This window comes from Jannaschia helgolandensis, assembly GCF_900109285.1.
GTDB lineage: Bacteria > Pseudomonadota > Alphaproteobacteria > Rhodobacterales > Rhodobacteraceae > Jannaschia > Jannaschia helgolandensis.
In genome coordinates, this window is sequence record NZ_FNZQ01000005.1 from 214,210 (window position 1) to 232,842 (window position 18,633).

The following is an 18,633-nucleotide window of genomic DNA, read 5'->3' on the forward strand; positions in this document are numbered from 1 at the left end:
ATGCTGACGCTCGACCTGACCAACGCGCCGCGCTGGCACGACCTCGCGCCCGGCGTCCGGGTGCAGCTCCGCCCCCTGACCACGGCGCTGATGGTGGCGGCGCGCAGCGACCCGGCCGTCGAGGCGGTGCCCGAGGAGGCTTCCGACGAGGAGCGCGCGGTCGCCTTCGCCAAGGCACTGGCGCGCCGCGCGGTGCTCGCGTGGGAGGGCATCGGCGATGCCGACGGCAATCCCATCGACCCGAGCCCCGAGGCCATCGACGCGCTGCTAGATGTCTGGCCAATCTTCGAGGCGTTCCAGCTGACCTACGTCTCCAAGGGCTTGCTGCTGGAACAGGAAAAAAACGTCTCCGCGCTCTCGCCGAATGGTCCTTCGGCGGGGGCGAGCGATACTGCGAAGCCTGCGCGCAAGCCTGCCCGGACTGCCCGGCGCGGCTGAACCGTCCGGAAACGCCAGAGGGTTGGCAGGTCTGGGACCTTGTCGGCCGCCTTGGTGGGCAGCTGCGCGTGTTGCCCAGTGCGGTGATCGGCTGGGACATGTCGGCGGCGCTGGCGCTCGGTGACGCGCTTGGCGTGCCCCCGCTCGCCATGGCCGAACTGCTGCCCGTCATCGAAGCGGTGATGGTCACCAAACTCAACGAACAGATGGATCACTCCCATGGCGGAAAAACGGGTTAGCGTCCGCCTCGCCGCCGTGGGCGGACGGCAGGTGCGCGCCGAACTGGAAGGCGTGGGCGAGGCTGGCGCGCGCGGCTTCGGACGGCTCAGCCGGGAGATGGAGGCGGCCAACGCGCGGCTGGCGGCTTTCTCGCGCCGGGTCCGGGTTGCGGCGGCCGCCGCCGTTGCAGCCGCAGCGGCCGCTGGAGTGGCCATGGTGCGCTCCGGCCTGCAGACGGTGGATGCGCAGGCGAAGCTCGCCCAGTCCCTCGGTACCACGGTCGCCTCGATCCAGACGCTGGAGCGCGCGGGCGAACTGGCGGGCGTGTCGATGTCCGGCATCGAGCAGGCGACGAAAGATCTGACGCGCCGTCTCAGCCAGGCGGCGGCCGGGACCGGCCCCGCCGCCGATGCGCTGGACCGGCTCGGGCTGTCGGCCACCGAGCTGATCTCTCTGCCGCTGGATCAGCGCGTGGGCGCGATCAACGCCGCCATCGAGAGCTTCGTGCCTGCCGCCGAGCGCGCTGCCGTGGCAGGCCAGCTCTTCGGCGAGGAAGGCTCCATCGCCATGTCGCGGATCGACACGGCGACGCTGCGCCAGGCGACGGAGGACGTGCTCGCATTCGGTGTCGTGGTCTCCGAGCAGGATGCCGACCAGATCGAGCGCACGAACGACGCCATCTCGCGTCTTGGGCTGATCTGGCGCGGGCTGTCCAACCAGCTGGCCGTTGCCGCGGCGCCTGCGCTGGAAGCCGTCGCCAACGCGATGGCCGCGGTCGCCAGCCGCACCGGCCCGCTCGGCATCGCGATCCGCGGTCTCTTCGACAACATCGGCCGCCTGACCACCTATGCCGCCACCTTCGCGGCTTTCCTCGCGGGCCGATGGGTGGCTGGCATGGCCGCCGCCGCGCTCTCCGTCCGCGGACTCGCCACGGCGCTGGTCCTCCTGCGCGGCGCGCTGATCCGCACCGGCATCGGGGCGCTGATCGTCGGCGCGGGCGAGCTCGTCTACCAGTTCACCCGCCTCGTGTCCGGTGCGGGCGGCTTCGGCGAGGCGATGTCGCTCCTGAAGGATCTTGCCGTCGAGGTCTGGGAGAGGATCAGGATGGGCGCTACTGCGGCGGGCGCCGCTGCCACGGCGATGTTCTTCGACCTGAAGGCGGATGCGGCCTCGGGCATGCAGAGCGCCATCGAGAGCGTGGTGGCCTTCGGCAATACGGCGGCGAACACGTTCAAGGGCGCCTACGAGGCGATCAAGGCGATCTGGGGCCTGCTGCCCGCCGCCATCGGCGATCTGGCGTTCCAGGCGGCGAACAGCCTGGTCGACGGCGTCGAGGCGATGCTGAACGGCGTGGTCTCGCGCATCAACGGCTTCATCGGTGGCATCAACCAGGGGCTGGAAGCGCTCGGCTCCGAGCGGCGCATCTCGCTGGTGCCCGACCTCGACCTCGGCGAGATCGAGAACCGCTTCGAGGGTGCGGCCAGTGCCGCCACGACGGCGGCGCAGGCGGCGTTCGACCGGGCCTTCGAGGACAATCCGCTGACCGCGCCCGATCTAGGACTGACCGAGGCGGCGAACAGGGCGCTCGAATCCGCGAACCTCTATCGCGGGGCCGCGCGCGATCTGGCCGAAGGGGCGCGTGCGCCGCTAGAAAGCTGGCAGGCGCTTCGCGATGCCGTGCGCCGCACCGACGAGGCCAGTGCCGATGCGCTGACCGAGGCTACCGGTGCGGCCGAGCGGCTGGAGACGGCGCTTGGCGATGCTGGGCGCGCCGCGACAGGTGCAGGCGCGGCGGCCGGAGCTGCCGCCGCTGCGGCGGAGCCCGCGTCAGAGGCTGCCGTCACCGGTTGGCAGGCGGTCACGGCGGCGCTGTCGGACTACGCCAGCAAGGCGCGCGAGATCGGCGGCGATATCGGCCAGAGCCTTGTCGGCGCCTTCCAGTCTGCCGAGAACGCAGTTGGCCAGTTCGTGCGGACCGGCAAGCTGGATTTCCGCGATCTGGTCACCTCACTGCTGGCCGATCTCGCCAAGCTAGCGGCGCGGCGGTTCATCCTGGGGCCGATCGCCAATGCACTCTCGGGCGTGTTCTCCGGGGCGGGCGGGATCTTCGCCAACGTCCTGCATTCGGGCGGGATGGTCGGATCGGCCGGGCCCTCACGCTTGGTCCCGGCCATGGCTTTCGCCGCCGCGCCCCGGATGCATGGCGGCGGCATGGCGGGCCTCCGCCATGACGAAGTGCCCGCAATCCTGCAGCGCGGTGAGCGGGTGCTGTCGAGGCGCGAGGCGCAGGCCTACGGCGGAGGTGGCGTCAACGTCACCATCATGGCGCGTGACGCCGAGAGCTTCCGGCAGTCCCGCACGCAGGTCGCGGCAGACATCGCCCGCGCTGTGTCCCTCGGTCGGAGGGGAATGTGATGGCGTTCCACGAAGTCCGGTTCCCCGACAATATCAGCCGGGGCGCGCGCGGCGGACCGGAACGCCGCACCCAGATCGTCGAGCTCGCCTCGGGGGATGAGGAACGCAACGCCAGCTGGGCGAACAGCCGCCGCCGCTACGATGTCGCCTATGGCATCCGCCGCGCGGACGATCTGGCGGCGGTCGTGGCCTTCTTCGAGGCCCGCAACGGTCGGCTGCATGGCTTTAGGTTCAAGGACTGGGGTGACCACAAGTCCTGCCTTCCCTCGGGAACGCCAGCACCGCACGATCAGGCGATTGGCACCGGCGAGGGCGCGACGACCGCCTTCCAGCTGGTCAAGCGCTACACCTCCGGGGCGCAATCCTGGACGCGCGCCATCGCTAAACCAGTGACCGGAACCGTGCGCATCGCGCTTGGTGGGGTCGAGCAGCCCTCGGGCTGGTCGGTCGACACCACGACCGGCGTCGTCACCTTCAGCGCCGCGCCGGGCGCTGGCATCGCCGTCACAGCGGGCTTCCAGTTCGACGTACCCGTCCGCTTCGACACCGACGTGCTCGACGTGACGCTTGATCTCGAGCGGCTGGGCTCGATCACCTCCATACCCTTGCTGGAACTCCGCCGATGAAAAACATCAATCCCGATCTGCAAGCGCATCTGGACGACGGGACAACAACGCTCGCCTGGTGCTGGCGGATTTCGCGGGCTGACGGCGCGAGTTTCGGCTTCACCGACCACGATCGGACGCTCAGCTTCGACGGCACTGATTTCGAGGCGGAGAGCGGGCTGACAGCGTCCGAGGTGCGGTCGGGATCGGACCTGTCGGTCGATGCGCAGGACGCCGAGGGCGTGCTGACCTCCGACCGGATCACCGAGACCGACATCCTGGACGGCCGCTGGGACAACGCGGCGGTCGAGGTCTGGCGGGTGAACTGGGCCGACACGGGGCAGCGCGTGCTGATGCGGCGCGGCGCCATCGGCCAGATCCGGCGCGGGCGGCTCGCTTTCGTCGCCGAGGTCCGTTCGCTCGCCCATGTGCTTGGCCAGACGGTCGGGCGGACCTTCCAGGCGACCTGCGACGCCGCGCTCGGCGATGGGCGTTGCGGCGTCGACCTGGAGGCCCCCGCCTTCATTGGCACCGGTGCGGTGATCGACCTTCTGCGCGACCGTGCCTTCACGGCCTCGGGCCTCGGCGCCTTCGACGCCGGGTGGTTCACCTTCGGCACCATCGAATGGACCAGCGGCGCGAATGCGGGGCGGCGCACCGAGGTGCTGGGCCAGGACGTCACGGATGGCATCGCTGTGCTGACCCTGCTCGAAGCGCCGGTGCGTGCGATCGCCGAGGGTGACGCCTTCACCATCCGTGCTGGCTGCGACAAACGGATCGAGACCTGCGGGGCGAAGTTCGCCAACACCTCCAACTTTCGCGGTTTCCCGCATATCCCCGGCCAGGATGCCGTGCTCCGCTACGCCACGAAGGACGGCGGCCACGAAGGGTCCGTGCTGTGAACGCCGATCCGAAGCGCGTCATCGCCATCGCGCGGTCATGGCTGGGCACGCCGTACCACGACCAGGCCAGCCTGCGCGGTGTCGGCTGCGATTGCCTCGGACTGGCACGGGGCGTTTGGCGCGAGGTCGTCGGTCCCGAGCCATTCCCGATCCCGCCCTACAGCCGAGACTGGGGCGAGACCGGCCCGCGCGAGGTTCTGGCCGAGGGCGCGCGCGATATGATGATCGAGGTGTCGCCCACCGAGGTCGGTCCCGGCGCGCTGGTTCTTTTCCGCATGACGCCGCGCGCCATCGCCAAGCATGTCGGGATCCTCACCGGGCCCGACCGCTTCCTCCATGCCTACGAGCGGCTCGGCGTGATCGAGGAACTGCTCACCCCGTCCTGGCGGCGGCGCATCGCCTTCGCCTTCCTGTTCCCCCAACGCTGAGACCCAGACATGGCCACCCTCGTTCTCGGTGCCGCAGGTGCCGCCATTGGCGGCAGCATTGGCGGCGCGATCCTCGGCGTCAGTGCCGCCACCATTGGGGGCTTTGTCGGCTCCACCATTGGCTCGGTCGTCGACAGCTGGATCATCTCGTCGCTCGCGCCGACCCAGCGGATCGAAGGCGCGCGGATGGACAATCTGCGCATCACCTCGGCCACCGAGGGAGCGGTGATCCCGCGGCTCTATGGCCGCATGCGGGCCGGCGGCAACATCATCTGGGCGACGGATTTCCGCGAGGAGACAAAGACCACCACGCAAGGCGGGGGCAAGGGCGGCGGGGGTGGCGGCAAGGTCAAGACCACCGAATACTTCTACTATGCGAGCTTTGCGGTCGCGCTCTGCGAGGGTCCGATCAGCGGCATTGGCCGTATCTGGGCCGATGGGAAACTGCTGGATACCGCCGGGATCACCTGGCGCTGGTATCCGGGCGATGAGAGCCAGACGGCTGATCCGTTCATTTCGGCGAAGATGGGCGTGGCGAACACGCCCGCCTATCGAGGTACCGCTTATGTCGTCTTCGAGGATCTGCCGCTCGGGAATTACGGCAACCGCATCCCGCAGCTGAGTTTCGAGGTGTTCCGTCCTCTGGCCGATCCGGACACGGCGGAGGGACTGACACAAGCTGTGACCATGATCCCGGCCTCGGGCGAGTTCGCCTATGCCACGCAGGGCATCCGGAAAGGCAGCGGCGGGTCTTCCGAGCCCGAGAACCTCAACGCACTGACCGACACCGCCGATATGGTGGTGGCGCTGGACCGGCTGCGGGCCATGGCTCCGAAGGTCGAGAGCGTGTCACTGGTGGTCGCCTGGTTCGGCGACGATCTGCGGGCAGGCAATTGCAAGGTGCGGCCCGGGGTCGAGGTAACAGCCAAATCGACCACGCCGTCGGCTTGGTCCGTGAATGGCGTCAGCCGAGCCAGTGCCTTTCTGGTCAGCCGCGACGATGAGGATCGTCCTGTCTATGGCGGCACGCCAGCCGATTTCGCGGTGGTGCAAGCAATTCACGAGATGAAGGCACGCGGGCTGCGCGTGACTTTCTATCCCTTCATCCTGATGGACGTCCCGCCCGGGAATACGCTGCTAAACCCTTATTCCGACAACGCTGCCGAAGTTGGCCAGCCTGCGTTCCCTTGGCGGGGCCGGATCAGCTGTTCTCCGGCAGCGGGGTATACTGGGACGGCAGACAAGAGCGCGACAGCCGAAAGTCAGGTCGCGGCGCTGTTTGGCGCGGCAACGCCCTCAAGTTTCAATGTCTCGGGCCAGTCTGTCTCGTGGACGGGGCCATCTGGCGACTGGGGCCTGCGGCGGATGGTACTGCACTACGCCCATCTCTGCGTGGCGGCGGGCGGTGTTGATGCTTTCCTGATCGGCACAGAGATGCCGGGGCTGACGAAGATCCGCTCGGGCGCGGCCACCTATCCGGCGGTGCAGGCTTATCGTGATCTGCTCGCTGATGTCCGCTCGATCCTCGGTTCCGGGACGAAAATCGGCTACGCCGCCGACTGGTCGGAGTACTTCGGGCACCAGCCGGGCGATGGCAGCGGCGATGTGTTCTTCCACCTCGATCCGCTCTGGGCCGATCCGGAGATCGATTTTATCGGCATCGACAACTACATGCCGCTCTCCGACTGGCGCGACGGGTTCGAGCATGCCGACGCGGCCGAGGGCTGGCCCGCGATCTACGACCGGGCCTACCTGCAGGGGAACATCGCGGGCGGCGAAGGATTCGACTGGTTCTACGCCAGCGCCGCCGACCGTACGGCGCAGGTGCGGACCCCGATCACCGATGGCGCGGCCGCCAAGCCGTGGGTCTTCCGTTACAAGGATCTGCGCGCCTGGTGGTTGAACCCGCATTACGACCGCCCGGGCGGAGTAGAGAGCGGCACGCCGACGGCATGGGTGCCGCAATCCAAGCCGATCTGGTTCACCGAGCTCGGCTGTCCCGCCATCGACCGTGGCACGAACCAGCCGAACGTCTTCTTCGACCCGAAGTCGTCCGAGAGCTTCACGCCGCATTTCTCGCGGGGCTGGCGCGACGATGCCATCCAGCGAGCGTATCTGGAGGCCACTTATCTCTGGTGGGGCAAGCCAGCGAACAACCCGCTGTCCTCTGTCTACGGCGGCCGCATGGTGCATATGCCGGAATGCGCCGCCTGGACCTGGGACGCGCGGCCGTATCCGTTCTTTCCGGCACTTACAGACGTCTGGACCGATGGCGCGAACTGGCGGCTCGGTCACTGGCTGACGGGGCGGCTGGGAGCGGTCTCATTGGCCGCGCTCGTCCGGCATCTCTGCCTGCGTGCCGTGATGCCGGAGACCCGGATCGACGTCACCGGCATCTGGGGCGCGGTCGAGGGCTATGCGATTGGTGCACTGGAAAGCCCGCGCGCCTCAATTACCACACTGTCGCGGCATTTCGGCTTCGACGCCGTCGAGACCGAAGGCTTGATCCGGTTTGTCATGCGGGGGCGCGCAGCAGCGGCCAGTGTGACGCACGACGATCTTGTCGCGGCCCGCGAAGGGGACTTGCTGGAACTGACCCGCGCGCAAGAGACCGAGCTGCCGCAGGCGCTTAAATGGCAGGTCGCGCGCGCCGACGAAGATTACGACGCGGCCCTCGTCGAGGCGCGCCGTATCACCGTCGACACGACGCGGATCGCTTCGGAGAGCTTCCCCATGGCGGTTCCGCCTGAGGAGGCCGAGCGCCGTTGCCGCCGCGCATTGATGGAAGCCTGGACCGGACGGGAAACAGCCGCGTTTCGCCTGCCGCCGTCACGGTTGGCGCTGGATCCGGCGGACGTCGTGACGCTGGAACATGACGGGAGGCAAATTCCGCTGCGGTTGGTCTCCATTGCGGACGCCGAGGTACGCGGGATCGAAGCGGTCCGCCAGGACCGCGCGACTTACGACCTGCCTCCCGGCGATCCCCGCGCGGCGTCGCTGACGCGGGCGGTCGTGTTTGGCGCGCCGGATGCGGTGCTGATGGACCTGCCACAGCTGACCGAGGATCAGCCTGCGCATCGGCCGTTTGTCGCGGCCCATGCGGTTCCCTGGCCGGGCGTGATGGCCGCCTTCCGCAGTCCGTCGACGGACGGGTTTGAGCTACTGACGACATTTGGCGGCCGTGCCCGGATCGGGACGCTGGTGTCGGATTTCTTCGCGGGTCCGACCTCACGCTTCGATCTCGGCAATGCGCTGGTGATCGATCTGCTCTCGGGCACGCTGGAAAGCGTAACCGATCTGACGCTGTTCGGCGGGGCCAACGCGCTGGCCGTTGAGTCAGCGTCAGGTTTCTGGGAAATCGTCCAAGCGGGCAAAGCAGACCTGATCGCACCAGGCCGCTATAGCCTGACGCGACTGCTGCGTGGCCAGCGCGGAACAGAAGTGGCCATGGCCAATCCAGCTGTGGCGGGCGCGCGGGTGGTAGTGCTCGACGAGGCCCTTGCGTCACTACCCATCGCGGAGGCCGATCTCGGGCTGCCGTGGAACTGGCGCATCGGTCCCGCAAGCCGGTCTGTCAGCGACGAGACCTATGTGGCGCGAGCCTTCACGCCTGTTGGAGTGGGTCTGCAGCCGTTCTCAGTCGTCCATGTCGAGCGGCCATGGCGCAGACCGCGCACGCCGGGCGATCTGACGATCCGCTGGATACGGCGGTCCCGGGCCCTTGCGGCCGACAACTGGGGTTCGGTCGAGGTGCCGCTCGTCGAGGAGGTCGAAGCCTATGAAGTCGAAATTCTCGATGGCAGCACAGTGAAACGAGTGCTTAGCGCGACCACAACAAGCGCGATCTACACGGCCACCCAGCAGACCGCCGACTGGGGTGGGCTGCTCACGCACGGCGACACGCTCGACATCCGCATCTTTCAGCTCTCCGCGCTGATCGGGCGAGGGGCGGCCAAAACCGTCACGCTCACATTCTGAAGGCCATCCCATGTCTGATACGACGACCAACCTTCTGCTCCCTTACATCCTGGCGGCGCAGGCCCAGAAGCATGTCACGCACAACGAGGCACTGCGGCTGCTCGACGGGCTCATGCAGCTTTCCGTGCTCGACCGTGATCTGACAGCCCCGCCCGGCAGCCCCGCCGAAGGTGACCGCTACATCGTGGCCAGCGGGGGCAGTGGCGACTGGGCGGGCTGGGACCTGAGCGTGGCTCTGTTTACTGATGGGGTCTGGCTGCGCCTGCCACCCCGGACCGGTTGGCGCGCATGGGTCGAGGACGAAGGGCTGCTGCTGGTCTTCGATGGCGCGGGCTGGGTCGGCTCGACCCCGGAAGCGCTCCAGAACATGGCACTGGTCGGCGTGGGTACCACTGCCGACACCTCAAACCCATTCTCGGCCAAGCTGAACGCCGCGCTCTGGACGGCGAAGACCGTGGCCGAGGGTGGCACCGGCGATCTGTTCTACACCATGAACAAGGAGGCGGCGGGCGACGATCTCGGCCTGACGCTGCAGACCAACTTCGTAACGAAGGCACTGGTCGGGCTGTTCGGCTCTGACAAGTTCCGGCTCGCTGTGTCCGCCGACGGCAGCACCTTCTTCGACGGGCTGAGCGTCGATAATACCAATGGTATCGTCGACCAGCCCCGGCTGCCACGCTTCAAGGCGTACACCAACTACGACAACTACGTGGGCGTTGGGACCTGGACGAAGATCGGCCTCAACACCACCGACTATAACGATCAGGGGGCTTTCGATGCTGGGACCAGCCTCTTCACCGCGCCGGTCGACGGGACATATTTGTTCGGCGCAACGCTGCTCTACAAAGTCAATTCCAGCACCTCAGCGCGGATGCGCGGGCGGCTCGTACTGAACGGGGCAACCGAAATCCGGGGCTCCTTCGGCGAAATCTCCGCCACCCACGTGTCGCTCGCCACCGCGATCTGGCTGCAAACCATGGTGCCGCTGACCGCAGGCGATACCGTCGAGCTGCAGGGGTATTTCCGCGCTCAGGATGGATATTTCGCGGCCGACCACACGTCCTTTTGGGGCTGCAAGGTCGGCTGAGCGGCGCGAGGATTGACCAATGACACCACCCCGATCCGATCAAGGCTTTGTGCGCATGCCCGACGCTGAGTTCGAGGCCATTCTGGCACGCGCTGCCGAGAAAGGCGCCAAACGCGCGCTCGCCGATGTCGGCCTCGATGGTGAAGAGGCTGCGCTCGATATCCGCGACCTACGATCCTTGCTCGACTGCATCCGTCTTGTGCGCCGCACTGCAATGCAGACCGCTGTCCGCATGATCACCACCGGTGTGATGTTGGCGCTGCTGGCCGGGATCGCGATCAAGCTCAAGATCTTCGGCGGCGGCCCGTAGCTGCCCATCGCAACAATTCACAAACCAACCTGAACCCGCCCACGTGGCGGGTTTTTTCGTTGCTGGAGGATACCATGACCACGACCTTTTACGACCATTGGCGCGACGTGCCGGAAAGCGCTTGGCGCTGGACCAACTTCTCGCCCGCTGAGATCGCCTGCCGCGGCACCGGCAAGCTGCTTGTCAACGAACCCGCACTCGACAAGCTGCAGGCATTGCGGGATCGGCTGGGCAAGCCGCTGATCGTCCGCTCGGCGTATCGCAGCCCGGAACACAACCGCGCCGTTGGTGGCGCGACGCGGTCCAAGCATATGAACGGCGCGGCCTTTGACATCGCAATGTCGAACCACGATCCCGTGGCATTCGAGGCAGCGGCACGCGCGGTCGGGTTCCTCGGGTTTGGCTTCTATCCGCGCTCGGGGTTCATGCACGTCGACCTCGGCCCGGCGCGTCAGTGGGGCGAGCGGTTCCCGGTCCGCACGACTGCTTTCGCCGAGGAGGTACCGCCTGCGCGCGAGGTCTTAGCGCAAAGTCGCACCATGAAAGGTGGCGGAGCGGCCGGTGTCGCGACGTTGGGCGCAGCAGGGGTCGAGGTCGCGCAAAGCGTCCTCGCGGAAACTCAGTCCGCAGTTCTGCCGCTGGTGCCATATCTCGACACTCTCCGCTGGGTGTTCATCGCCGTGGCGCTCGGGGGGATCGCGGTCACGATCTACGCTCGCCTTGATGACTGGCACAGGGGGCAGAGATGATCGCCAGCACTCTCGGCGGGATCGCCGCCAATCCATGGGCGAGGGCCGCGCTTCGCTACGGTGCAATCGCGCTGGCCATCCTTCTGTTCCTGCTGTCGATCCGCCGATCCGGCGAGCGCTCCGGTCGCCTCGCAGAACGCCTTGAAACCTGGGAGACGTCCAATGAAATCCAGCGCCGAATGCTGGAGGCGGCGGCTCGTCGTCCTCGCAATCGCGACGAACTGGTTGACCGGTTGCGCGGCGGTGGGTTTTGAGACCGGCGGCGTGGGGGCATGCCCGCCGGTCGTTGAATACAGCAGGGAGCTTCAGGCGCAGGCGGCCGAGGAATTGGCGTTGCTGGCTGACGGATCGGCCGTCGTCGAAATGATGGGCGACTATGCTGTCATGCGGGGCCAGGCACGTGCATGCCAGCCATGATCGAGCGACAATTGCGTCAAAGTTGGATTTTGGACAGCTTATCAATCACTTCAGTCAAAGAAATTTGCCCCATGCCCACCCATCGTCGGAACTAGCAGGCTGCGGTCGAGAAAGAGATTTCGCATCTCGCAGCTGGTTTCAGCGATCAGTAGGCAGCCGTGACAAGCCGCGCCGTGGGTAGCTCGGTCGCCACTCCGACCGTCAGGCTCGTGGTCTGCGCAAACAGGGTCATTCGAGCAGACTTTCAGGCGATCTAGCGCACCTTTGAGAATTCGCGTGAACCTAGACCCAGCTGCAACAAGACCGCCCAGAGTACCCTGCGCGCCAGGTGTTGCGGTATATATGAGGACTCCGCACCTTTCTGGGACAGTTCCGGTGCGGGAGTCTGAAAGTGCGTAGATCCGCTCCTTCAATGAACTCGCAGGGTATCCGCAGTCCAAGGCGATTTCTGCCATCAGTGCATGTGACAGACTGTGAAGAAGGGTGTAGGCCGTTCCCGGATAAGTCGGCGCACCGCCGGAAAAACGCCTCTGCCAGTGTTCATAGCCGTTGATCAACTTTCCTTGCCGCGCCGCGACGTCGGTTTCCTGCAGCCAAGGGGCTACTGCTTTCTCATCGAAGTGAACAAAGAGTCCCTCCCCAAATTGTTCAATGGCGGGAAGCCAATCGGCATGCCGTGATATCGGCGCACCGCGCACAGCCAGCTGAATATCTTCGATATCGCCATCTGCGCTCGTAGGTGCCGCTTCGAACCGGGTAAAGCCGTAAAGACATGATACTTCACGGAGGCGGTGTACAGCGACCAGGCCCTTGATGGATGATAGGTCTATACCTGCCGAAGTATCCTCCCAGACAGAGCGCGGTAGCGTCTGGGCGTAAAGCTTTGCCGAAGCACTGTTGGTCCCGATTTCCGCTATTCCACATGCAAATACATCAAACTCAGAAAGCTTTGGCGACTTTGAAGCATCAACTCTCGCGCCATCGCGGATTCGCTTGAGGCGATCAAAGATGTCCGAGTTGGAATAGGCTCCCAAGGAAGCTGACACTCTCGGGTTAAACTTCTTTGCCTGCGCCACATCGTCGACAGTCTGAACTCCGGCAAGGTCTCCCGAAAGCTCATCGACCAGTCTTGAAAGTTCGTCTTCCTCTGCAGGAAGAGAAATCACTGTGTAGACTTGCGGAAAGTATGTGTTGGTTGCCGTGCGGGTGAGAAGCTTAAGATTGTCTCCGCAGCCCTCAGGGTCTCGATCCATCAGCCAAGGTCGCTCACCACGACATTTTCCGAGCCTTCCTGGTTGGAAAGCATCCTGCAAAGACAGCCGTCGCTCGCATCCACACACCACACTGGTGTCTGCAGGGTCGGCACTTGTGCCCTTCTCTTCGATCCACATCGGTTCATGGCACTGTACCGCGCCATGTACGACCCACCGCCAATCGATATCCTGCATGTGTCCCTTCTCGCAGGCACAGACGAAGCGAATAGGAGTAACCTCTGATTTGCGCCCATCATCGAATACGAACTTTCGTCGTCCCTTGGTGTCGAGGTCCTGCCAGCGAACAAGGCGGCGCCTTCGCAGGCTCGAGTTCGGGCCGCTGCCCGTCTCTACCTGCTCACAAACGAACCATGTCGGAAACACTGGAGCCGCCACACCTTGAGGAGCTCCGTGTCCGAGCTCGTTCGACACAGGCGGCGTCCGCAGCGAAAGATGGACTTCCGGATCAAGCCGACCCTGTTCCTTCAACAATTGCTCGAGGCGCATCGTAAGCCGTGGCTCAGGAATTGTCGTGAACGAGTTGCCCCGCATATCCCACCATTCCAGACCCGCAACGATCACAGAGCGTGTCGGAAGGTCGATCATCGAGCCGGGGCCAAAGGTCGAGATGAGTTGGCTAAGTCTCTGAGAATTCTTTGTCATGTCAGATCGTCCGCGTTGGCGATTGTATTTCCGTGCGGATCTCTGACCTTTAGAGCGACACTCGACTCGACGTCTCTCATCGACCGGCCAGCGACGAACTTGCGATGGGGTTCATCGAGATTGGCCCAATCCGGCTCCAAGGGCATATGTAGAAGTCGATGGGGGCTCTTCTTCTTAGCGTAGGCGAACTGATTGCCCCCAGCAGCTTGGTCGTCCCCAGTTGAAATCCAGGCATCGATTATGTCATCAATTGCGGTCCTGAGCGCCGCGTGACCACCTGCGATCATTTGAGCTGGAGCCCTAGCTACAATGGCTTCGCGCACATCTTGGCGAACTTGGGGCGAGTCCTTCAGTTCAGTAACCGCATTTTCTGGCGTCAGCAGGGGATCGACGTGGCGTGCCGCTGCAACCACGACTGCTGCTAATGCCCGATCCAAGGCGCGTGCGGCCCATGGCGTGACGCTAGTCGCCTCCACGGAGCGATAGAACGTACGATGGAACTGGCCGAATTGCTCGAAATGCATTCGGTCTCTGGGTTTGTGAAGGTTTAAGACGGCAACGACCAAGCCGGGACGGGCAGGATCGCGGCCAACACGACTGGTGGCCTGGATATACTCGGCCGCCGTTTTGGGTTGGCCTTGGACCATCATCAACCCAAGACGAGTGATGTCGAGTCCGACTGAGATCATGTTGGTGGCTAGAGCGACATCTACACTTTCGGTTCCCGGCTCAAAGATGGCTTCGAGCCTTTGCTTTGCCAAAGCAACTTTGTCAGTTGACTCGCGGGACGTCAGCTCCATCGGTTCCCTGATCTGGCGATCCGCGAAAGGCAAGTCTGGAGGATCGATCCGACACCTCTGGGTGCCATAGCGGCCAGCTCTATCCCGGACCTCGTCTTCAACGATACGGCGTGCACCGCCCAGTTCGCGAAGAGCATTAAAGTAGCAAAGGGCTGTCATGTAGGGATCCGCGGGATTCAAGGTGCCGCCAGAACCAGCCTTTGCATCATAAAACGCTTGTGCCGCCGCCAGAAGGGTCGTCAAGGAGCGAAGGAAAACGAGTTTCGGTCCTCTTCCCTGGGCTGCTATGCCCATGTAAAGACGAGCCGGATCTTTGCTCGTAGGCACCGTCCTTGCGAAAAAACTGTCTGTTCGATCAAGGCCTGGCGGCGGGAAGATGCTCGTTGCGCTTCTGTCGAAGAGTGCTTCGATTTGGTCAGAGGCCCGGCGGACTGTCGCGGTAGACGCCACAATCTTTGGCCGGATGACATGGTCGCCAACCTTGCGGCTAGCGAGTTGATCGATAGCTGCTTCGTACAATCCGGCCACCGTCCCCAATGGCCCTGAGATAAGGTGCAACTCGTCCTGAATAATCAGATCCGGTGGCGCTAGCGACCATCCGTTTCCCAGCGGGCTTCCCTCGCCAGGCTCAGCTGCACCAAAGAAGCCAAGATCATCGCGAAAACGGTCAACATGACCGAAGAAAGCACCAGTCTCACCGACCCAAGGCAACGCCGCGAACTTGTCGACGGTCGCAATCAAAAACGCGGGGAGACGTCGGTAAATTGGTTCGTCGACAGTCAGAACAGGAAGCGGTCTCCCCCGACTGAAATCGCAGTTGGTGTTGGCGCATCTTATTTCAAGATTGGTCGGGGCATGCTCATTCGGCGTACACGCAAATGAAGATGGTGAGAATTCGGTACCACACCAAGGGCAGGCTTTCAGCGGCGCGGGAGCTCGTTTGTCACGACCATTTCGGTATCGCCTCACTCGTCCAACTGCTGTCTTTTCGTCGGATTTTCCCTTGCCGCCAAGTTTGTTTGGCGACGCATCAGAACCCACCCACAGTCCAATCTCGATGGGCCAATCGCCAAGCAGACGTCGTCCGCGTTCGTCTACGTTTTTGGGATCAGTTCGCATCAGTTCAAGCGCGCACACGACGCCCGCCGCTCGAGCCAACTGGTCCAAGGTCAACAGCCGTAGAGTATAGCGCATGATCACTGAAACGCCGGCACCCAATACGCCAGAAGCGGTCAGGCGTCGATGAGCAATTATGAGAGCGGCAAGACCAAGGTACGCTTCGGTTTTGCCACCGCCTGTCGGAAAGAACAGGAGATCAGCTGTCTCACGGTCTGGGTGCGTCTTCTGTACCAAGCCCGAGATATTGAGCAGGATAAAGGCAAGCTGGAAGGGTCTCCATGTCGGGGGTCGCATCATACTTGGATCGCCGCTGGGCCCGGCATTCCGGCGTCGCGCAGCTGAGGCGACAGCAAGGTTCATGAAACGAAAGGCGGAACGAGCTGTCGGATCCGTCAGAAGCAGATCGATTCCAGCAGCAATCCGGTCTCGCGCCTGCTCCATTTCCGACACCAAACGCTCGCCAGTCTCCTTTCGCCGACTCGGGAGCGGTGTTAGTTTCTGACGCTCGGCGTCAATCCAAACACCATATAATTCAGGAAGTTTGGCGATCAGGGCATTTAGGGTGTCTCCATCCTTACTTGCCGCTTCGGCCAAAGCTTCCATTTCGAACGAAACGAGCGACTTGATCTCGTCATCTTCGTTCGGGGCGACGCGCTCAACTTCCGCTGTGGGTAGCGGATTCGTCCATACGCGCTTCACAGTGCCAAGAGCATCTTCGTCCTGGTCCCAGCCTGCTGCAGCGTTTCGTCCTACTGCCCATTCACTCACATCTCGGTAGTGCAAGTCGGCGACCCTGAGATCCCAGTCGTCCGCACGAGTGCCAGACAAGTCTCGGCGGGGATGAAATCCCCTCTCGAGGGCGAGCTCGAGGCGCGCCTGAAAAACGAAACTCACATCCGAATAGAAGCGGTGGACAGTCGCTCGTCGGTTCACGAGGAAGACTGTGAGTGCCCGAACCTCTTCCTGCCCTCCATCCGGGGTATCGTACTTGAAAGTTCTAGAGTGGGTCTCCAGCGTCAAACCACCGCCTCTGCGTTGCTCGGCAGCGCTTTCCGGGATCAAGATCGGTTCGCCTCTGCCGTCACGCACGGTTATTTGAACGACCCGGTCCTTTGGAGTACGAACCCAGTCCACCATCGGCCTGGAGTTGCGCTTGGGCTTACCATCCTCGTCAAACTCCTCAGGAAGGGGCTCCGGGAGAAGTATGTTTTCAGGGAGAGCTGGTTCAGTCCTGTAGTCGCCCCACGAAATCCTTGCCTCGATCTCTTTTACTTCCGGAGGCAACAAGACTGTCAGGCCAATAGAGGAGGGCAAGAAGCGTCTCCGAGTGTTGGGGGCCTCAGGCTCCTCGTTGTCACCGGCCGCGCCACCGGCACCCTCGGAGTCAGTTTCTTCGACGTCGATTTCCATCTCTTCCTGCGCGGATGGATCATCGTCGCCGCCTTCGCCATCCAGCCCAAGCGGATCCTCAGCGGGCGCCAGAAAGCCAGTCAGATACCAGCGCGAGGGGCTTTCGTTTAGCCGTTCCAACGCCAGATCAGTGTCTTGGTCCCCCGGACCGATCAGGTCGCGACGAAACATTTCAACAATCTTTGAGCGGATATCTACCGAGGCTGTCATGACCACTAAATTCCTTCTGAAATAACGAGTTCGCTCAGGGTCTTGGCCAACCACTTGCTCGTGTACGCTGTCTTCAGGGGTTGCTTCGGGCGATAGCCAACGGCATCGAGAAGCTGCTCCAAAGCGAAAAGTCGGTCTCGAAACCCCGACCGAACGCCGAAGCGGAGACTGGCCTTGTCCGGCCCGCACAGCACCCATCCGTCAGTTCTTATGAGGGCATGCGCCCAAAGCGAGTGCTCACCGATGTCCAGGTTGATGCCTGATGCCCTGAGCAAAACCTCCGCACGTTCGCGATCACTCACATCGTGCACGGCAGCCAACGAAGTCCGAAGTGCTGCAGCCTCGATCAGTTCCTCGGTTCGCCGACGCTGAAAGCCTGTTTGAGTCTCCGTCACACAATCTTCCACGGTTTCAACCGAGTAGCCGCCAGATAACGCACGCCAAGCCCCGATCCGATAGGACTCGAGAATGACGTTCGTATCAACAAGGACAGGACCCGGGTGCTTCGCCATGGCAGCCTCACAGCTCTGCAGGGGGTTCGACCCCGTGAGCGAAAAACAGATCGGTGAGGTCTTCAACCGTTTGATCGAGCAGCCCTGCAGCGCGGCGCGTCGAAACCCGCCCCTCGTCAACAGCAAGACCGATCACTTCCATAAACGGCTTGGAAAAAAGAACTGGTACCTCAGCATCGCCCACATCGCGGCCATTGTTTCGAAGCGCCGCATCATTCAGCGCTTTGGCACGGGCAGGCTTGAGTTCGCTGAGCGCCACCAAGCGCCATTTCAGAGCAGATGCGGTCACCTGAAGCTCTTCTGCAGTGGCGTTCAGTTGTGAGATCAGTTCGCCGTCCTCGAGGCTCGCCCAATCGCCAAACCTGCCGAGAACGGCCTGCGGCATGAGAACAGCAGACGCAAAGTTGTTCGCCAATTGCTCGACGCGGTTCCCACCGGTTTCCTTCGCCTCCTCGGAATGTTCCGGGGGCATCGCATCCCATGTGAGGATGTGAAACAGCTCATGAGCGAGGTCGAAGTGCCTACGGCCGACGACCTCCTTCCGGTTGATCAGTACGACGTCGAGCTCTGGCAGCCGACAGGCCGCACCCGAAATTCCCTCGAACGCGTCGACCATCAGCACTAGAATGCCAAGCTCACGCTCCATCACTTCAGCCAGCCGCGCGGCTGGAACGTCGCCCAGCTCGAACTCTGCGACAAACCGCTCTCCAGCTTCCATGGCATCCTCGAAGCTGGAACGTTTGGTCAGCCCCAGTGACCTGCGAAGCAGTGGGGCGGCACGACCAACCTGTGGGGCGATGGCGCGGAACGCGGCAATCCAGCGACCGGCGTTTCGCTCATAGCCATTCAGCACACCCGCACTGACATTGGTCTGCCGCCACGAGAAACGGCCTTCACCAACCAGCATGAACGGATCGGTGAAATACTCGAGCGTCGCTCCAAGCTTCTCGACGGCCAGCATCAGTTCGTCCGCCGTGACGCGGCGCTCACCGGTCTCGATGGCAGACACCGTCTGCCGGTCCTTGAAGCCGAAAAGTTGCGCCAGGTCGTCCTGCGAGAGCTTTCGCTCTTCGCGCAGGGCCTTGATCCTCGCGCCGATAAGTTGTGTCGCCATGGTG

The 18,633-nt window shown here is 63.7% G+C and carries 15 protein-coding genes; 11 read left to right on the forward strand and 4 right to left on the reverse strand.

All coding sequences use genetic code 11. The features are described from left to right. The 11 genes from BMY38_RS13720 (at position 1) to BMY38_RS13765 (ending at position 11,385) form a co-directional block, all read left to right on the forward strand. Entirely contained in the window at positions 1-438 is a 438-nt protein-coding gene (locus BMY38_RS13720; RefSeq protein WP_092763738.1) for a phage-derived protein YdaY family protein, read from the forward strand. A 68-nt stretch (positions 439-506) separates the two neighbouring features. Beyond that, positions 507-677 carry a DUF7697 family protein gene (locus tag BMY38_RS18200; protein WP_175495874.1) on the forward strand — a complete coding sequence of 57 codons (171 nt, stop codon included), beginning with the start codon at positions 507-509 and terminating at the stop codon, positions 675-677. Next, complete coding sequence (locus BMY38_RS13725) at positions 658-3,072, forward strand: phage tail tape measure C-terminal domain-containing protein (RefSeq protein ID WP_092763740.1); 2,415 nt, start codon at positions 658-660, stop codon at positions 3,070-3,072. Before BMY38_RS18200 ends, BMY38_RS13725 begins: the two co-directional genes overlap by 20 nt. After that, positions 3,072-3,698, forward strand: coding sequence for a DUF2460 domain-containing protein (locus BMY38_RS13730; protein WP_092763742.1), 627 nt, complete (start codon positions 3,072-3,074; stop codon positions 3,696-3,698). The genes BMY38_RS13725 and BMY38_RS13730 overlap by 1 nt, the downstream gene beginning before the upstream one ends. After that, positions 3,695-4,579, forward strand: a complete 885-nt coding sequence (locus BMY38_RS13735) for a phage/gene transfer agent baseplate hub protein (RefSeq protein WP_092763744.1) — start codon at positions 3,695-3,697, stop codon at positions 4,577-4,579. Before BMY38_RS13730 ends, BMY38_RS13735 begins: the two co-directional genes overlap by 4 nt. Beyond that, positions 4,576-5,007, forward strand: a complete 432-nt coding sequence (locus BMY38_RS13740; protein WP_092763747.1) for an NlpC/P60 family protein — start codon at positions 4,576-4,578, stop codon at positions 5,005-5,007. Before BMY38_RS13735 ends, BMY38_RS13740 begins: the two co-directional genes overlap by 4 nt. 9 nt (positions 5,008-5,016) lie before the next feature. Then, positions 5,017-8,985 (forward strand): baseplate multidomain protein megatron, encoded by a 3,969-nt coding sequence (locus tag BMY38_RS13745; protein ID WP_092763749.1) that lies wholly within the window; start codon positions 5,017-5,019, stop codon positions 8,983-8,985. Between the two features lie 10 nt (positions 8,986-8,995). Beyond that, a complete protein-coding gene (locus tag BMY38_RS13750; protein ID WP_092763751.1) occupies positions 8,996-10,072 on the forward strand; it encodes a DUF2793 domain-containing protein in 1,077 nt (358 codons plus the stop codon). Positions 10,073-10,091: 19 nt separating this feature from the next. Further along, the gene (locus BMY38_RS13755) at positions 10,092-10,382 is read left to right on the forward strand and encodes a DUF6127 family protein (RefSeq protein WP_092647813.1); all 291 of its coding nucleotides are present in this window, start codon (positions 10,092-10,094) and stop codon (positions 10,380-10,382) included. A gap of 74 nt (positions 10,383-10,456) precedes the next feature. Further along, the gene (locus BMY38_RS13760) at positions 10,457-11,131 is read left to right on the forward strand and encodes a YcbK family protein (RefSeq protein WP_092763753.1); all 675 of its coding nucleotides are present in this window, start codon (positions 10,457-10,459) and stop codon (positions 11,129-11,131) included. Further along, the gene (locus BMY38_RS13765; RefSeq protein WP_092763755.1) at positions 11,128-11,385 is read left to right on the forward strand and encodes a hypothetical protein; all 258 of its coding nucleotides are present in this window, start codon (positions 11,128-11,130) and stop codon (positions 11,383-11,385) included. Before BMY38_RS13760 ends, BMY38_RS13765 begins: the two co-directional genes overlap by 4 nt. 213 nt (positions 11,386-11,598) lie before the next feature. Here BMY38_RS13765 and drmB read toward each other — a convergent pair whose 3' ends face one another. The 4 genes from drmB to BMY38_RS13790 are packed head-to-tail and all read right to left on the reverse strand — an operon-like array spanning position 11,599 to position 18,629. Then, on the reverse strand, positions 11,599-13,464 hold the full coding sequence (gene drmB, locus BMY38_RS13775; protein ID WP_092763759.1) for an MrfA Zn-binding domain-containing protein: 1,866 nt from the start codon (positions 13,462-13,464) through the stop codon (positions 11,599-11,601). Further along, complete coding sequence (gene drmA, locus BMY38_RS13780; RefSeq protein WP_092763869.1) at positions 13,461-17,003, reverse strand: DISARM system helicase DrmA; 3,543 nt, start codon at positions 17,001-17,003, stop codon at positions 13,461-13,463. Before drmA ends, drmB begins: the two co-directional genes overlap by 4 nt. A 5-nt stretch (positions 17,004-17,008) precedes the next feature. Further along, positions 17,009-17,515 (reverse strand): hypothetical protein, encoded by a 507-nt coding sequence (locus BMY38_RS13785; RefSeq protein WP_092763761.1) that lies wholly within the window; start codon positions 17,513-17,515, stop codon positions 17,009-17,011. A 7-nt stretch (positions 17,516-17,522) separates the two neighbouring features. Then, a complete protein-coding gene (locus BMY38_RS13790; RefSeq protein ID WP_092763763.1) occupies positions 17,523-18,629 on the reverse strand; it encodes a helix-turn-helix domain-containing protein in 1,107 nt (368 codons plus the stop codon). Positions 18,630-18,633: the final 4 nt, after the last annotated feature.

Bases quoted from the DNA above. Each gene is read 5' to 3' on its own strand.
- drmA (WP_092763869.1), bottom strand. From the start codon at position 17,003: ATGACAGCCTCGGTAGATATCCGCTCAAAGATTGTTGAAATGTTTCGT.
- BMY38_RS13760 (WP_092763753.1), top strand. From the start codon at position 10,457: ATGACCACGACCTTTTACGACCATTGGCGCGACGTGCCGGAAAGCGCT.
- BMY38_RS13725 (WP_092763740.1), top strand. From the start codon at position 658: ATGGCGGAAAAACGGGTTAGCGTCCGCCTCGCCGCCGTGGGCGGACGG.
- BMY38_RS13765 (WP_092763755.1), top strand. From the start codon at position 11,128: ATGATCGCCAGCACTCTCGGCGGGATCGCCGCCAATCCATGGGCGAGG.
- BMY38_RS13750 (WP_092763751.1), top strand. From the start codon at position 8,996: ATGTCTGATACGACGACCAACCTTCTGCTCCCTTACATCCTGGCGGCG.
- BMY38_RS13790 (WP_092763763.1), bottom strand. From the start codon at position 18,629: ATGGCGACACAACTTATCGGCGCGAGGATCAAGGCCCTGCGCGAAGAG.
- BMY38_RS13755 (WP_092647813.1), top strand. From the start codon at position 10,092: ATGACACCACCCCGATCCGATCAAGGCTTTGTGCGCATGCCCGACGCT.
- BMY38_RS13785 (WP_092763761.1), bottom strand. From the start codon at position 17,515: ATGGCGAAGCACCCGGGTCCTGTCCTTGTTGATACGAACGTCATTCTC.
- BMY38_RS13735 (WP_092763744.1), top strand. From the start codon at position 3,695: ATGAAAAACATCAATCCCGATCTGCAAGCGCATCTGGACGACGGGACA.
- BMY38_RS13730 (WP_092763742.1), top strand. From the start codon at position 3,072: ATGGCGTTCCACGAAGTCCGGTTCCCCGACAATATCAGCCGGGGCGCG.
- drmB (WP_092763759.1), bottom strand. From the start codon at position 13,464: ATGACAAAGAATTCTCAGAGACTTAGCCAACTCATCTCGACCTTTGGC.
- BMY38_RS13720 (WP_092763738.1), top strand. From the start codon at position 1: ATGCTGACGCTCGACCTGACCAACGCGCCGCGCTGGCACGACCTCGCG.
- BMY38_RS13745 (WP_092763749.1), top strand. From the start codon at position 5,017: ATGGCCACCCTCGTTCTCGGTGCCGCAGGTGCCGCCATTGGCGGCAGC.